The following is a 13,269-nucleotide window of genomic DNA, read 5'->3' as shown; positions in this document are numbered from 1 at the left end:
TCCGGTGGGTGCCAGGTGCCCTGAACGCGAGCGCTTGCGTGGTCAGCCGTCGGATAACCGCTTATTTTAACTGAGATTTTGCGTATTCCGCCAGCTTTCCGGCGAGATCGCCGACGCCCGCCAGCGCGTCGGCCCAGCATGCCGCGTTGGCGTCCAGCGCGGCACGGTGTTGCAGCAAATCTGCCCAGTCGGGCGTGCCGCGGCCGTTCCATGCGTGCCAGAAGCGCGCGAGCGCCGCCCGCGGCGCGTCGGCGAGGCCGGCCGACAGGTGCGCGAGCGCGGCGTCGAGCTTCGGCAGGTGGGCATCGTCGGCCTGCGGATAGATGTGCCACACGAATGGCTTGCGCGCCCATTGCGCGCGGACGAACGAATCCTCGCCGCGCACGAAGTTGACGTCGGCCACCCACAGCAGCGGGTCATATTCGGCCTGCGGGACGAACGCGAGCCCGTAAGCGGTCAGGTTGCCGGCGCGCGCGCGCGCGCCGGCGCCGAACGCTTCGACCCCGAAGAAACGGGCGACGGCCGGCGATACGCGGCCGGCAGGTACGAGCGCGACGACAGGCGACGGGCCGTCGCGCCACTGCGCGAGCAGCGCTTCGACGGCCGGATTTTCATAAGCGAAGAGACTGACGACGGTCGTGCCCGGCGCCGGCGGCGCATCGGCCGTCGCCTGCCGCCACCAGGCGGCGCGCGCGGTCGCGTCGGTTTCGAAGGCCGTGCGGCGCGCGTCGAGGTCGCGTTCCTTCAGCACGCCGCCGGTGCCGGCCGACAGCCCGGGGAAGAAGAACGTCTTCAGCAGCGGGTAGCGCGGATGCGGCGACGGTCGCAAATGGAAATCGGCGACCCAGTCCTCGGCGCTCAGATATTCGAGATTGATCCACACGGGGCGGCGCGCGCGGCGCGCCATCGCCGCGAGATACGCGCCCGGCAGCTCGCACGCGAACGCCTCGATCACGACGTCGGCAATCTCCAGCGCATCGCCGACTTCCGCGTGCCAGTGTTCGATCACGATGCCGTCGAGCGTCTGCCGCGCGGCACCGGGATCGACCGCCGGCAACAGTCGCGCGAACGTGCGCAGGTCGTCGATGAAAAGGCGTACCTGCCAGCCGTGCTCGTGCGAAAGCTGGCGCGCGAGGCGCCAGCACACGCCGATGTCGCCGAAGTTGTCGATCACGGTGCAGAAGAGGTCGCACGCGATCGGTTCGTCGGGGGCGAGCGGTGCAGGGGAGGCGGGGGCAGTGCGGGGCATCGAAGCGGGCCGGTGAATGCTCTAAACTGACGATTCTAATGGACCCGTTCCGCGCCACAAGGCACCCGGATCACGCATGACATCCCCAGAAGCCGCCGACATCCCGTTCGAACCCAAGAAGATCCTCGCGCAATTGCCGCACATGCCGGGCGTCTACCGCTACTACGACGCGGCGGGCGCCGTGCTTTACGTCGGCAAGGCGCGCGACCTCAAGAAGCGCGTATCGAGCTATTTCACGAAGACGCAGTTGTCGCCGCGCATCGCGATGATGGTCACGCGCATCGCACGCATCGAGACCACCGTCACGCGCTCGGAGGCCGAGGCGCTGCTGCTCGAGAACAATCTGATCAAGGCGCTCGCGCCGCGCTACAACATCCTGTTTCGCGACGACAAGTCGTATCCGTACCTGAAACTTACCGCGCACCGTTTTCCGCGCATGGCGTATTACCGCGGCTCGGTCGACAAGCAGAACCAGTACTTCGGGCCATTCCCGAGCGCATGGGCCGTGCGCGAGAGCATCCAGATCCTGCAGCGCGTGTTCCAGCTGCGCACCTGCGAGGATTCGGTGTTCAACAACCGCACGCGGCCCTGCCTGTTGCATCAGATCGGGCGCTGCACGGCGCCGTGCGTCGGCGCGATTTCCGAGGACGACTACGCGATCGACGTGTCGAATGCGGCGCGGTTTCTGCTCGGCCGGCAGTCGGAGGTGATGAAGGAGCTCGAGCAGAAGATGCACGCGTTCGCGGCCGAGCTGAAGTTCGAGCAGGCGGCCGCCGTGCGCAACCAGATGAGCTCGCTCGCGACGGTGCTGCATCAGCAGGCGATCGAGGTCGGCAGCGACAGCGACGTCGACATCCTGGCGGTCGTCGCGCAGGGCGGACGCGTGTGCGTGAACCTGGCGATGGTGCGCGGCGGCCGCCATCTCGGCGACAAGGCCTATTTCCCGACGCACGTCGAAAGTGCGCTGACGCTTGCGGAAGGCGGGCTCGGCGACGAAGCCGATGTGCAGGACGTTGCCGACGAAGCCGCCGCGGCCTTGCCCGATCGGCCGGCGGAGGACGCTGCCGCCGCGCGCGATGCGGGGGCGTCGGTGGAGGCCGAGGTGCTCGATGCGTTCATCGCGCAGCACTATCTCGGCAATCGCGTGCCGCCCGTGCTGGTCGTGAGCCATGCGCCCGCGAGCCGCGACCTGCTCGAATTGCTGTCCGAGCAGGCCGGTCACAAGGTGTCGCTGGTACGGCAGCCGCAGGGGCAGCGGCGCGCGTGGCTGTCGATGGCCGAGCAGAATGCACGGATCGCGCTTGCGCGGCTGCTGTCCGAGCAGGGCTCGCAGCAGGCGCGCACGCGCGCGCTCGCGGAGACGCTCGGCTTCGAAGGCGACGACCTTGCAACGCTGCGGATCGAATGTTTCGACATCAGCCACACGATGGGCGAAGCGACGCAAGCGTCGTGCGTCGTCTATCACCATCACAAGATGCAGTCGGGCGAATATCGTCGCTACAACATCACGGGCATCACGCCGGGCGACGATTACGCGGCCATGCGGCAGGTGCTGACGCGTCGCTATGAGAAGATGGTCGAGCAGGCCGCGCAGGCGGCGGCCGCCGACGACGCGGCCGGCATCGACGGCGAATCCACGCGCAAGGCCGAAGCATCGAACCTGCTGCCGAACATCGTGCTGATCGACGGCGGCAAGGGGCAGGTCGAGATCGCGCGGCAGGTGTTCACCGAACTCGGGCTCGACACGTCGATGCTGGTCGGCGTCGCGAAGGGCGAGGGGCGCAAGGTCGGCCTCGAGACGCTCGTGTTCGCGGACGGCCGCGCGCCGCTCGAACTCGGCAAGGAGAGTGCCGCGCTGATGCTCGTCGCGCAGATCCGCGACGAGGCGCACCGTTTCGCGATCACCGGAATGCGCGCGAAGCGGGCGAAGGCGCGCCAGACCTCGCGGCTCGAGGAACTCGAAGGGGTCGGTGCGAAACGTCGGCAGCGATTGCTCGCGCGGTTCGGCGGGCTGCGCGGCGTGGTTGCCGCGAGCGTGGAGGAACTGGCGAGCGTCGAGGGCATCTCGCACGCACTCGCCGAGCAGATCTACAAGCAGCTGCACTGAAGCGGCCGTGCGGCCGGTGGCTCATGCGCGCGGTTCTCGCGTTCTTGTGGCAGGCCGGTCGACACGGCACAATTGCGAATCCTTTACTGACCCGCATGCCATGCCGTTCAATTTCCCGATTTTCCTGACGTGGGTACGGATCGTGCTGATTCCGCTCGTCGTCGGCGTGTTCTATCTGCCGGACACGGTGATGGGCGGCGCGCACCGCAACCTCGCGGCGGCGGCGATCTTCATTCTCGCGGCGCTCACCGACTGGTTCGACGGGTTTCTCGCCCGCAAGTGGAACCAGACGTCGTCGTTCGGCGCGTTCCTCGATCCGGTCGCGGACAAGCTGATGGTGACCGCCGCGTTGCTGATCCTCGTGCAGATCGCGCGGGTCGATGCGGCGATCGCGCTTGTGATCGTCGGCCGCGAGATCGCGATCTCGGCGCTGCGCGAATGGATGGCGCAGATCGGTGCGTCGAAGAGTGTCGCGGTGAACCAGCTCGGCAAGTTCAAGACCGCGTGCCAGATGGTCGCGATCCCGATGCTGCTGTACTACGGCCCGCTGCCGCTCGGCATCGCGACGATCGACACGCGCGTGTGGGGCGAGTGGCTGATGTATCTCGCGGCGGTGCTGACGATCTGGTCGATGCTGTACTACATGAAGCTCGCGTGGCCGCAGATTCGCGAGCGTGGCGGCGCGTGACCGCCCCGGCACGGTGGGCAGCGCAGGTTTTTGGAAAAAGGGCTGGAAAAGCCCTTGACATACGAATGTGCCTTCGACATAATCTCGCTTCTCCGCTGCACGACGAAGTAAGTGTGTGACGGGGAAGCAGTAGCGTAGCAATACGCGGGAGTAGCTCAGTTGGTAGAGCGCAACCTTGCCAAGGTTGAGGTCGCGAGTTCGAGACTCGTCTCCCGCTCCAGATTTTTTCTGGCAGCGTGTTGTACGGCAAAGCGCTGCAGATGCAGGACATATGCGGGAGTAGCTCAGTTGGTAGAGCGCAACCTTGCCAAGGTTGAGGTCGCGAGTTCGAGACTCGTCTCCCGCTCCAGATTTTTCTGGCAGCGTGTTGTATGGCAAAAGCGCTGCAGATGCAGGACGATGCGGGAGTAGCTCAGTTGGTAGAGCGCAACCTTGCCAAGGTTGAGGTCGCGAGTTCGAGACTCGTCTCCCGCTCCAAGTCATGGGGAAGCCGCGCTTCCCTTTTTATTTGATGGGCCGACGGTCCTCGAATAAACGAATCTGTCACTTGCCTCCGTGGCATCCGGACAGTCCGCTTTTGGCGCGATAGCAAAGCGGTTATGCAGCGGCCTGCAAAGCCGTTTAGGCCGGTTCGACTCCGGCTCGCGCCTCCAGGTAGGAAAAGAAAAGCCCCGCTTCGGCGGGGCTTTTCTTTTTTGCGCGCCACATTCACGCATCTATTGCGCCGGATACGTCAGCGTCACCAACTCGCACTTCGCCGTGCTCCTGCCGTCGTAGTCGTAAATCGCGAGCAGATGCTGGCCCTTGCCGTTCACGATCGGCAGCGTGATCATCCGCCGATTTGGGTTGCCGCCACCGGCGGGTTCGTCCGACACCTGTTTGCGGATTTCCGATTCGAGATCCGACGGCGTATTGATGCCGTTCTCCGGGCCGCGGCTGCGCACCCGGCTGTAGAAATGAAAACCGTTGTCGGTCCAGCCGCGCGGCAGCATGTTGCGCCACTGGTTGGTGGTCACTTCCTTCCATGGCAGATCGGTGTTGCCGCTCAACGCAAACGGCGTCGGGCACGCGTCGACTGCAAACGCTTGCCCGCAGAAAAGCGGGAGAGCGGCAAGCGACCATGCAACGCGTCGGGCCGCGCGGCGCGCGAGGCCGGTATCGCGTCGCGATCCGGGGTGGTGCGGCAGGACATGGGACGTTTTCATACGGCATTCTCCGGGTGATGAATCGGTGCGCGGCCGTGCTGCGGCCGCTGGGGAATACCGTATCGCTACCGTTCTCGCGCAAGAATGCGGCGAACGTCACACGCGCGGTCACGGGGCAAAAGGAACGGGGCGTGGCCCGGGAGCATGCGGAGAAGGTGCCGACGCGGTGTGGTGGGCGGCACGCGTCGTCACGGGGAGGCGATGGACGTGCTGCGGGCCGTTCCATGCGATCCGCGTCAGGATGAGCGTGCCGAACATCCGGCAACGCCGGTCAGCCGTCGACCGGCTGCGACGGCGTGTCGAGCGTCAACTGATAGAACGCCGCATCGAGCCAGCGGCCGAACTTGAAGCCCGCCTCGGTGATTGTGCCCGAGTGCACGAAGCCGAGCCGCGTATGCAGCGCGACACTGCCGCCGTTGGTCGCGTCGATGCAGCCGACCAGCACGTGCACGCCAGCTTCGCGCGCACGCCGGATCAACTCGCGCAGCAGCAACTCGCCGAGGCCGCGGCCGCGATGGTCGCGATGGACGTAGACGCTGTGTTCGACCGTGTACTTGAACGCCGGGAACGCGCGGAACGTGCCCCAGCTCGCGAAGCCGACCAGCGTGCCCGATTCGTCGACCGCGCCGACGACCGGAAACCCGTTGGCGCGCTTCGTCGCGAACCACGTGACCATCGCTTCCGGCGGCCGCGGCCGGTAGTCGTACAGCGCGGTCGAATTCACGATCGCGTCGTTCAGGATCTCGAGGATGGCCGCCGCATGTTCGGCCTCGCTGCAATCGATCAGGCGCACGTCGTCGCGCGGTGTCGGGGGATTCATACGGGCTCCTGCGCCTGTCGGCCTTGAACGGATGACACACCTCGCGCGCCGACGGCGGCGGGGGCGTCGCAGATCGCGACGACATAGCGCGCGGCGTGCGACGAAGGGTTGCTGAAAACAAGCGGCTGATCGACGCGCATGGCCAGACAGTCGCCTTCGTGCAGTTCGTGACGTTGCTCGCCGAACGTGATGTCGACGCGCCCGCTGACGACCCAAACCTGTTGATGCAGCGCGCTTTCGCGCCCGCCGGAGTCGTATGCGACGCGCGCGCCGGCCGGGAAATCGACCTCGACGAGCTGGATCGGCGACGGCCAGCCGGGCGGCGACAGATTGCGCCGCACGTACCCGGACGCCGGATCGCGCCATTCCGCCTGCTGCGCACGCCGCACCAGCGGCTGGGCGGGCGCGTCGTCGCGATCGCCGGCGAACAGCGCGGCCAGCGATACACCGAGACCGGCCGCGAGCTTGTCGAGCACGACGGCGGTCGGGCTTGCCGACGCACGCTCGATGAGCGAGATCATCGAACGGCTGACGCCGGAACGCGCGGCGAGCGCATCGAGCGTGTAGCCTCGCAGCATGCGCAGATCGCGCACGCGCCGGGCGATGCGTTCATTGATGCCGGTATCGTCGGCGGGCGCGCGACCTGATTCTTGCATGATGGATTCATTGTCCAGCAAGCTGGAATTCGATGTCAACGGGGAAACCGTCCTGTCGCGGTCCCGGCTCGATGATTCCGAGCACGGTCAGATGCTTGCCCAGCGCTCCGTGCGAGCGTAATATACGAAACGACTACATTTCGTTTAATTAGAGACATATGGGAATCATCAAGATATCCGAGCACATGCACGAACGGCTGCGCTCTACCAGTACCGCGCTGAGCCGTTCGATCAACGCGCAGGCGGAGCACTGGCTGCGCGTCGGGATGCTGGCGGAGCTCAATCCGTCGCTGTCCTACGGCGATATCTGCCGGATGCTGATCGAGACTGAAGCGCGGGGCAGCGATGCCGGTCCGACGGAGTCGGTCGCCCACGGCATCGAGCAGGTGGCGTGATGGCAAGACGCGAAATCCCGATCCGCGGTGCCGCGGAAATCGCCCGGTCGCGCGAAGCCGCGAAGCTCGCGTCCCAGGTCCTGACGATGATCGCCGAGCACGTGAAGCCGGGCGTCACGACGGACGAGCTGGACGCGCGCTGCCGCGAATACATCGTCGACGAACTCGGCGCCATTCCGGCGAACATCGGCTACCACGGTTATCCGAAAACGCTGTGCACGTCGGTCAACCACGTGGTCTGTCACGGCATTCCGTCGTCGCGCCCGATGCGCGACGGCGATATCGTGAATCTCGACATCGCGGTGATCAAGGACGGCTGGTTCGGCGACACGAGCCGCATGTACTTCGTCGGCGAGCCGGGCGAACTGGCGCGGCGCCTCGTCGCGACGACCTACGAGGCGATGCACGCGGGCATCCGCGCGGTTCGTCCGGGCGCGACGCTCGGCGACGTCGGCTATGCGATCCAGCAGGTCGCGCACCGCGAGGGGTTCAGCGTGGTCCGCGAGTACTGCGGGCACGGGATCGGCGACGTCTATCACGACGAGCCGCAGGTGCTGCACTACGGCCGCCCGGGCACCGGCGTGCCGCTGCGACCGGGGATGATCTTCACGATCGAGCCGATGCTGAATGCGGGCAAGCGCGATACGCGCGTGCTGGCCGACGGCTGGACGGTCGTCACGAAGGATCATTCGTTGTCGGCGCAATGGGAGCACATGGTCGTCGTGACGGAGCAGGGCGTCGAGATCCTGTCGGACGACGTGAAGCCGCCGGCGTGCGCGCCGCTGTCCGGCACGCACGCGGCCTGACAGGCGGCGTGCCGCCCAAGGCGGCGCAATGAAATGAAAAGGCGCCGTCATGGCGCCTTTTTCATCCGGAGTCGCGCGGCCGACCCGCGACGTCACGCGGCCCGATCACGGTTCAATCGCGGCTCAACCGCGCGCCTTCTGCCACGCATGTTCGACGAATACGCGGCACAGCGCTTCCATCCCGTTGCGGTCTTCGTCATCGAAGCGGGCGGCCACGGGGCTGTCGACGTCCCACACGCCGATCAGCGTGCCGTCGGCGGCTACCAGCGGTACGACGATTTCCGATTCCGACGCGGCATCGCAGGCGATATGGCCGGGGAATGCGTGCACGTCGCGCACGACCTGCGTCTCGCGAGTCTGCGCCGCCGTGCCGCACACGCCCTTGCCGAGCGCGATCCGCACGCACGCGGGCTTGCCCTGGAATGGCCCGACCACGAGTTCCGTCCCGTCGAAGAAATAGAAGCCGGCCCAGTTCAGGCGGTCGAGCGAATGATAGACGAGCGCCGAGAAGTTCGCGGCGTTCGCGATCAGGTCGCGTTCCGATTCGACGAGCGCGCGTGCTTGCTCGACGAGCGTCGCATAGAGTTCGGCCTTGGAGGCGTGAGGGTCGGTGGACAGCGTGAACATGGCTGAAATGCGAAAAGGGTTGTGAAGGGCGAGGTTGTGAAAAGCGCGATGCGCGTCCCGCAGTCTACGGCACGCGCGGCGCGTTTGCAGCGCGTGGCGCGCGCGCCGTCGCTCAATCGGGCTCCAGTTCGGCGAACCGCTCGGCCAGGAAATCGAGCAGCGCGCGTACCGCGGGCAGCAACCCGCGCCGCGATGCGAACACCGCATGCACGATTTCGCGGCGCGGCGCCCAGTCCGGCAGCACGGTCGCCAGTTCGCCGCGCGCGACTTCATCGCGCACCATCATCGTCGGCAACTGCACGATGCCCACGCCCGCGACAGCCGCCGCGCGCAGCGCGAGCATGCCGCCCGTCACGAGCCGGGGCTGGTGGTGGATTTCCGCCTGCGCGCCGTCGGGGCCGCGCAGCCGCCACACGTGCGCGGCTTGCGGCACGCCGTGATCGAGGCTCGGCAAGCGTATGAGGTCGGCGGGCACGGCCGGCACACCATGCTCGCGCAGCAACGCGGGGCTGGCGACGAGACACTGCCCGCGCTCAGCCAGCACGCGCAGCGCGAGATCGCTGTCCTCGAGCGGTGGCGGCCGTACGCGGATCGCGACGTCGATGCCTTCGCCCACCACGTCGACGCGCCGGTTGGTCGCTTCCAGATGAATCTCGACACGCGGGCACGCGACCATGAACGCGGCGATCATCGCGCCGACCAATGAATCGAGCAGCACGACCGGGCAACTGACCCGCACGATGCCGCGCGGCTCCTCGTGCAGCAGCGCGATCGCCTCGTCGGCGGCGTCCGCTTCGACGAGCATCGCGCGGCAATGCGCGTAATAGGTCTGGCCGACGTCCGTGACCGTGAAGCGGCGTGTCGAGCGCTGGATCAGCCGCATGCCGAGCCGCGCTTCGAGCAGCGCGATGCGGCGGCTCAGCTTCGATTTCGGCATGTTGAGCGCGCGGCCGGCCGGCGCGAAGCCTCCGTGCTCGACCACCTGCACGAAGTAGTAGAGATCGTTCAGATCCCGGTCGTTATCGTTCATGAAATAGAACGCTGAGTGCGATTTTGGCAGTCTACCGGATTGATCGTTCCACCTCTATATTCCTCCTCAGGATGCGAAACACGTGTTTCGCCGCAATTCGGAGAAGGCAAAATGAAGAAGATCCAGGGTGTGTACAGTGCGCCGCGCGGCCATTGGGTCGGCGACGGTTTCCCGGTGCGTTCGATGTTCAGCTATCAGTCTCATGGCACGCACCTGAGCCCGTTCCTGCTGCTCGACTACGCCGGTCCCGTGAACTTCGAGCCGGCTTCGACGCCGCGCGGGGTGGGGCAGCACCCGCACCGCGGCTTCGAAACGGTGACGATCGTCTATGAAGGCGAGGTCGCACACCGCGACTCGACCGGCGCGGGCGGCGTGATCGGCCCGGGCGACGTGCAATGGATGACGGCCGCCAGCGGGATCCTGCACGAGGAATTCCACTCGGAAGCGTTCACGAAGCGCGGCGGTCCGCTCGAGATGGTGCAGCTGTGGGTGAACCTGCCCGCCGCCGACAAGATGGGCGCGCCCGGTTACCAGACGCTGCTGGACGCGGACATCCCGGTGGTCGAACTGCCGGACGGCGCAGGCCGCGCGCGGATCATCGCGGGCGAGTTCGACGGGCGGCGCGGGCCGGCCCGCACGCACACGCCGATCGACGTGTGGGACGTGCGGCTTGCGGCAGGCGGCCGTGCGCGGTTCCCGATCGCCGAAGGCCGGACGCTCGCGGTGGTCGTGCTGAGCGGGACGTTGCTCGTGAACGGCGAGACGGTGGCCCGCGAAGCGCAGTTCGTGCAACTGAGCCGCGACGGCCGCGACGTCGAGATCGAAGCGAACGGCGACGCGAAGCTGCTGATTTTGAGCGGCGAGCCGATCGATGAGCCGGTGGTCGGTTACGGGCCGTTCGTGATGAACTCGCAAGAGGAGATCCGCACCGCGATCGACGATTTCAACGGCGGCCGCTTCGGCCGGATGCCGGCGTAACGGAAGGCCCCGCGCAATGCGGGGCTTTTTTTCGTGTACGGAGCGACGGCACGCGTGCCGCGTGCGCTTCGAGGCATAATCGGCGGTTGCCGCGCGCCGGCCGGCGCGCTCGAATCAGGACCGACCATGAACGCTTCCGTACCTGCCGCCTCCGTGCGCGCCGACGATCTCGACTGGCGCTGGAAATTCTTCGACGCGCTGACCGCGCGTGAACTCTATTCGATCCTCGACGCGCGCAGCGCCGTGTTCGTCGTCGAGCAGAACTGCGTGTATCGCGACATCGATGGCGCGGATCACGACGCGTGGCACCTGGCCGCGTACGATCCGGAGGGCCGCCTCGCCGGCTATCTGCGCGTGCTGCTGCCGGATGCGCAGCACACGGACGTGCGCATCGGCCGCGTGCTGACGACCGCGCCGTTTCGCGGCGCGGGCCTCGGCAACGCGCTGCTGTCGCGCGCGCTCGAGCATATCCGCGCGCAGTGGCCGGACGCGCAGGTGAGCCTGCATGCGCAGGCCCATCTGCAGCGCTTCTACGGGGCGTTCGGTTTCACGCCGAGCTCGGACGTGCACGACGAGGACGGGATCCCGCACGTGTGGATGACCGGCACGCGCGGCTGACGCGCCGCGCGGTCAGTGGGCGGCGCGCGTCGCCGGCGGGTTTTGCGCACGCCGGGCGGCCGCCCGTTCGTCGATCAGACGGCCGCGCGCCGACAGCCGCAGCCAATGCCGCAGCGCGATCAGCGCGCCGATCACGCTCATCATCGAACCGGGAATCCACAGCAGCAGGCCGCCGATCTGCTGGTCGCGCAGCGGGCTGAGCCACGTGAATGCGCGCCCGCAGATCGAGTAGATCGGATACAGCTCGTGCGGCGTGAAGAAGATCAGCGCGCCGAGCGCGATCTGCGGCGGGATCGCCGCGACGACGATCAGGATCCGGCGCCCCGGTGAGAGCCGCGCCGGCGGCGCGGGGCGCGGATCGACGACGAGCCACCAGAACAGCAACCCGTCGATCACCATGCTCCAGTTCATCACGCGATACAGGCGCCAGTCGAGCATCGCGATGAAGTGGATCGGCGACAGCAGCCAGAAATAGATCAGCCCGACGAACAGCACGACCGCGACGACCGGATGGAACACCACGTCCAGCGTCGCGCGCACGGGCGCCCACGCGAGCGCGGGGCGCACGAAGCGCTGCCGCCAGCGAAACGGTATGCCCGCGCGGATTGCCGCACCCGGATAGGCCAGCGCGATGAAGAACGGCCCGAGGTGATGCAGCACGAGGTGCTGCGCGCGGTGCATGAAGAACTCGTGTTCGAAGAAGTAGTCGAGCCGCGTATGCAGCGCGATGTAGAGCGCCGTCAGCCCGAGCCAGAACGAGAACTGTCGCAGCGGCGACACCTTCGCCTTCTTCACGCCGCGCGCGAACAGCACGGCGGCCGCCAGCACCGCGATGACGACGGTCGGCGACGGTTCCCACGGATCGAGCCAGTACAGGACGTTCATCGCGCGCGCATCACTTCGCCTGGGCCGGCGACTTCACGGCGAACGGCGTGTCGACCGTCTCGCCGTCGGAGAACTTCAGGCGCAGGCGCACGGTGTCGCCGGGCTTGATCGCGTGCTTCGGCTCCTCGAGCATGAAGTGATAGCCGCCCGGCGCGATATCGACCTTGCCGCGCGCGGGAATCGTCAGCTTGTCGACCATCTCCATCTTCTGCGTCGAGCCGTTCGACACGGTCTGGTGCAGCATCGCCATTCCGTAGTCGGGGCTGTCGACGTCGACGAGATCGACCGGCTTGTCGCTCGTGTTGACGAGCGTCACGTAGCCGCCCGCGGGCAGCTTGTTCGGCAGCCAGCGCACCCATGCATTCTGCGCGGTGATCGCGCCGGCGGCATACGCGTGCGCGCCGGTGCACAGCGCGGCGAGGAGGGCGAATGTCTTGAGGGTCGTCTTCATGTCGGAGTTCAGGTGGGGGAGGCAGTGTCGATGATGCGGCGCACGTCGGCGGCGATGGCGTCGGGTGAATCGCGGTCGGTGGCGAGCAGGCGCGCGCGACCGTTCGCATCGAAGATGTAGACGGCCGAGCTGTGCGTCACCTCGTAGCCGCCGGACGGATCGCGTTTTTCCATCTGGTACGCGACGCGATAGCGCTTCGCGAGCGATTCGATCTGCCCGTCGGTGCCGGTCAGGCCGCGCGCATGCACGGCATCGAACGCGGCGACGTACGACTGCATCGCCTGCGGCGTGTCGCGCGCCGGATCGACCGACACGAACAGGATGCGCGCGTCGTTCGCCTGCGGGCCGAGCTTCGCGAGCACCTCCATCAGCCGGGCCATCGTTTCGGGGCAGACGTCCGGGCAGTGCGTATAGCCGAAGTAGACGAGCGCGACGTGGCCGCGAAACGCGTTCGCGTCGACCGGATGGCCGTCGCCGCCGGTGAGTGTGAACGACAGGTCGGGCAGGTGGCCGGTGACGTTGGTCAGGTGCCAGCTCGGCTCGTCGTGCGTGCATGCGGCGAGCGCGACGGCGGCGCTCAGCGCCGCGGCGGTGCGGACGAAGCGGGTCAGGCTGAAGAGGCGCCGGTGCGGCGCGGGACGGGCAGACGACATCCTGGGGCTCGATCGGACGGAACGGTCGTCGGCCGGCGCGGCGCCATGCGTCGCGCGGCCGGCGGTTGCCGACTGTAGCGCAATTCCCGCGCCTGCGTCCT

15 protein-coding genes and 4 tRNA genes are annotated in these 13,269 nt (G+C 67.2%); 10 read left to right on the top strand and 9 right to left on the bottom strand.

What is annotated here, in order from left to right:
* Positions 1–61 precede the first annotated feature (61 nt).
* On the bottom strand, positions 62–1,249 hold the full coding sequence (gene earP / locus HW466_RS19390) for an elongation factor P maturation arginine rhamnosyltransferase EarP (RefSeq protein ID WP_174905762.1): 1,188 nt from the start codon (positions 1,247–1,249) through the stop codon (positions 62–64).
* A 76-nt stretch (positions 1,250–1,325) separates the two neighbouring features.
* Here earP and uvrC point away from each other — a divergent pair, with 76 nt between their 5' ends.
* From uvrC to HW466_RS19360, 6 genes are all read left to right on the top strand, one after another.
* Entirely contained in the window at positions 1,326–3,356 is a 2,031-nt protein-coding gene (gene uvrC, locus HW466_RS19385; protein ID WP_060329785.1) for an excinuclease ABC subunit UvrC, read from the top strand.
* A 100-nt stretch (positions 3,357–3,456) separates the two neighbouring features.
* On the top strand, positions 3,457–4,044 hold the full coding sequence (gene pgsA / locus HW466_RS19380; protein WP_059447979.1) for a CDP-diacylglycerol--glycerol-3-phosphate 3-phosphatidyltransferase: 588 nt from the start codon (positions 3,457–3,459) through the stop codon (positions 4,042–4,044).
* 144 nt (positions 4,045–4,188) lie between these two features.
* Positions 4,189–4,264: transfer RNA gene (locus HW466_RS19375), tRNA-Gly, on the top strand.
* Positions 4,265–4,317: 53 nt separating this feature from the next.
* Positions 4,318–4,393, top strand: a tRNA-Gly gene (locus tag HW466_RS19370).
* Positions 4,394–4,445: 52 nt separating this feature from the next.
* Positions 4,446–4,521 (top strand) — tRNA-Gly (locus tag HW466_RS19365).
* 102 nt (positions 4,522–4,623) lie between these two features.
* Positions 4,624–4,697: transfer RNA gene (locus HW466_RS19360), tRNA-Cys, on the top strand.
* A gap of 63 nt (positions 4,698–4,760) precedes the next feature.
* On the opposite strand, the gene HW466_RS19355 is transcribed toward HW466_RS19360, so the two are convergent.
* The 3 genes from HW466_RS19355 to HW466_RS19345 form a co-directional block, all read right to left on the bottom strand.
* The gene (locus HW466_RS19355) at positions 4,761–5,249 is read right to left on the bottom strand and encodes a hypothetical protein (protein ID WP_151005480.1); all 489 of its coding nucleotides are present in this window, start codon (positions 5,247–5,249) and stop codon (positions 4,761–4,763) included.
* A 271-nt stretch (positions 5,250–5,520) separates the two neighbouring features.
* Positions 5,521–6,069 carry a GNAT family N-acetyltransferase gene (locus HW466_RS19350; RefSeq protein ID WP_059502852.1) on the bottom strand — a complete coding sequence of 183 codons (549 nt, stop codon included), beginning with the start codon at positions 6,067–6,069 and terminating at the stop codon, positions 5,521–5,523.
* Positions 6,066–6,725 carry a helix-turn-helix domain-containing protein gene (locus tag HW466_RS19345; protein ID WP_151005482.1) on the bottom strand — a complete coding sequence of 220 codons (660 nt, stop codon included), beginning with the start codon at positions 6,723–6,725 and terminating at the stop codon, positions 6,066–6,068. Before HW466_RS19345 ends, HW466_RS19350 begins: the two co-directional genes overlap by 4 nt.
* Before the next feature lie 158 nt (positions 6,726–6,883).
* Between HW466_RS19345 and HW466_RS19340 the strand changes: the two genes are divergently transcribed.
* Together HW466_RS19340 and map are read left to right on the top strand one after the other, a co-directional pair.
* On the top strand, positions 6,884–7,120 hold the full coding sequence (locus HW466_RS19340; RefSeq protein WP_059447674.1) for a ParD-like family protein: 237 nt from the start codon (positions 6,884–6,886) through the stop codon (positions 7,118–7,120).
* Positions 7,120–7,926: a type I methionyl aminopeptidase gene (gene map, locus HW466_RS19335; RefSeq protein WP_151005484.1), complete on the top strand. Its 807-nt coding sequence runs from the start codon at positions 7,120–7,122 to the stop codon at positions 7,924–7,926. Before HW466_RS19340 ends, map begins: the two co-directional genes overlap by 1 nt.
* 123 nt (positions 7,927–8,049) lie before the next feature.
* Here map and HW466_RS19330 read toward each other — a convergent pair whose 3' ends face one another.
* Together HW466_RS19330 and HW466_RS19325 are read right to left on the bottom strand one after the other, a co-directional pair.
* Positions 8,050–8,553, bottom strand: a complete 504-nt coding sequence (locus tag HW466_RS19330) for a GAF domain-containing protein (RefSeq protein WP_059502844.1) — start codon at positions 8,551–8,553, stop codon at positions 8,050–8,052.
* Between the two features lie 112 nt (positions 8,554–8,665).
* Positions 8,666–9,583 (bottom strand): LysR family transcriptional regulator, encoded by a 918-nt coding sequence (locus HW466_RS19325; protein WP_174905853.1) that lies wholly within the window; start codon positions 9,581–9,583, stop codon positions 8,666–8,668.
* Positions 9,584–9,694: 111 nt separating this feature from the next.
* Between HW466_RS19325 and HW466_RS19320 the strand changes: the two genes are divergently transcribed.
* Positions 9,695–10,561, top strand: a complete 867-nt coding sequence (locus HW466_RS19320; RefSeq protein WP_059771648.1) for a pirin family protein — start codon at positions 9,695–9,697, stop codon at positions 10,559–10,561.
* A gap of 126 nt (positions 10,562–10,687) precedes the next feature.
* Positions 10,688–11,179: a GNAT family N-acetyltransferase gene (locus HW466_RS19315; protein WP_059870757.1), complete on the top strand. Its 492-nt coding sequence runs from the start codon at positions 10,688–10,690 to the stop codon at positions 11,177–11,179.
* A gap of 12 nt (positions 11,180–11,191) precedes the next feature.
* On the opposite strand, the gene HW466_RS19310 is transcribed toward HW466_RS19315, so the two are convergent.
* The 3 genes from HW466_RS19310 to HW466_RS19300 are packed head-to-tail and all read right to left on the bottom strand — an operon-like array spanning position 11,192 to position 13,168.
* A complete protein-coding gene (locus HW466_RS19310) occupies positions 11,192–12,064 on the bottom strand; it encodes a cytochrome c oxidase assembly protein (protein WP_060023052.1) in 873 nt (290 codons plus the stop codon).
* A 10-nt stretch (positions 12,065–12,074) separates the two neighbouring features.
* A complete protein-coding gene (locus HW466_RS19305; protein WP_059447667.1) occupies positions 12,075–12,515 on the bottom strand; it encodes a copper chaperone PCu(A)C in 441 nt (146 codons plus the stop codon).
* 8 nt (positions 12,516–12,523) lie between these two features.
* Positions 12,524–13,168, bottom strand: coding sequence for an SCO family protein (locus HW466_RS19300; protein WP_060329791.1), 645 nt, complete (start codon positions 13,166–13,168; stop codon positions 12,524–12,526).
* Positions 13,169–13,269 lie beyond the last annotated feature (101 nt).

The sequence above is a fragment of the Burkholderia territorii genome, assembly GCF_902833055.1.
Taxonomy (GTDB): Bacteria; Pseudomonadota; Gammaproteobacteria; order Burkholderiales; family Burkholderiaceae; genus Burkholderia; species Burkholderia territorii.
The sequence above is the reverse complement of the archived record's forward strand: the minus strand, read 5'-3'. Positions and strand labels throughout refer to the sequence as shown.

What these genes read in the sequence shown, in the direction of transcription:
- earP (WP_174905762.1), bottom strand. Translation starts at nt 1,249, where the DNA reads ATGCCCCGCACTGCCCCCGCCTCCCCTGCACCGCTCGCCCCCGACGAA.
- uvrC (WP_060329785.1), top strand. Translation starts at nt 1,326, where the DNA reads ATGACATCCCCAGAAGCCGCCGACATCCCGTTCGAACCCAAGAAGATC.
- pgsA (WP_059447979.1), top strand. Translation starts at nt 3,457, where the DNA reads ATGCCGTTCAATTTCCCGATTTTCCTGACGTGGGTACGGATCGTGCTG.
- HW466_RS19355 (WP_151005480.1), bottom strand. Translation starts at nt 5,249, where the DNA reads ATGAAAACGTCCCATGTCCTGCCGCACCACCCCGGATCGCGACGCGAT.
- HW466_RS19350 (WP_059502852.1), bottom strand. Translation starts at nt 6,069, where the DNA reads ATGAATCCCCCGACACCGCGCGACGACGTGCGCCTGATCGATTGCAGC.
- HW466_RS19345 (WP_151005482.1), bottom strand. Translation starts at nt 6,725, where the DNA reads ATGCAAGAATCAGGTCGCGCGCCCGCCGACGATACCGGCATCAATGAA.
- HW466_RS19340 (WP_059447674.1), top strand. Translation starts at nt 6,884, where the DNA reads ATGGGAATCATCAAGATATCCGAGCACATGCACGAACGGCTGCGCTCT.
- map (WP_151005484.1), top strand. Translation starts at nt 7,120, where the DNA reads ATGGCAAGACGCGAAATCCCGATCCGCGGTGCCGCGGAAATCGCCCGG.
- HW466_RS19330 (WP_059502844.1), bottom strand. Translation starts at nt 8,553, where the DNA reads ATGTTCACGCTGTCCACCGACCCTCACGCCTCCAAGGCCGAACTCTAT.
- HW466_RS19325 (WP_174905853.1), bottom strand. Translation starts at nt 9,583, where the DNA reads ATGAACGATAACGACCGGGATCTGAACGATCTCTACTACTTCGTGCAG.
- HW466_RS19320 (WP_059771648.1), top strand. Translation starts at nt 9,695, where the DNA reads ATGAAGAAGATCCAGGGTGTGTACAGTGCGCCGCGCGGCCATTGGGTC.
- HW466_RS19315 (WP_059870757.1), top strand. Translation starts at nt 10,688, where the DNA reads ATGAACGCTTCCGTACCTGCCGCCTCCGTGCGCGCCGACGATCTCGAC.
- HW466_RS19310 (WP_060023052.1), bottom strand. Translation starts at nt 12,064, where the DNA reads ATGAACGTCCTGTACTGGCTCGATCCGTGGGAACCGTCGCCGACCGTC.
- HW466_RS19305 (WP_059447667.1), bottom strand. Translation starts at nt 12,515, where the DNA reads ATGAAGACGACCCTCAAGACATTCGCCCTCCTCGCCGCGCTGTGCACC.
- HW466_RS19300 (WP_060329791.1), bottom strand. Translation starts at nt 13,168, where the DNA reads ATGTCGTCTGCCCGTCCCGCGCCGCACCGGCGCCTCTTCAGCCTGACC.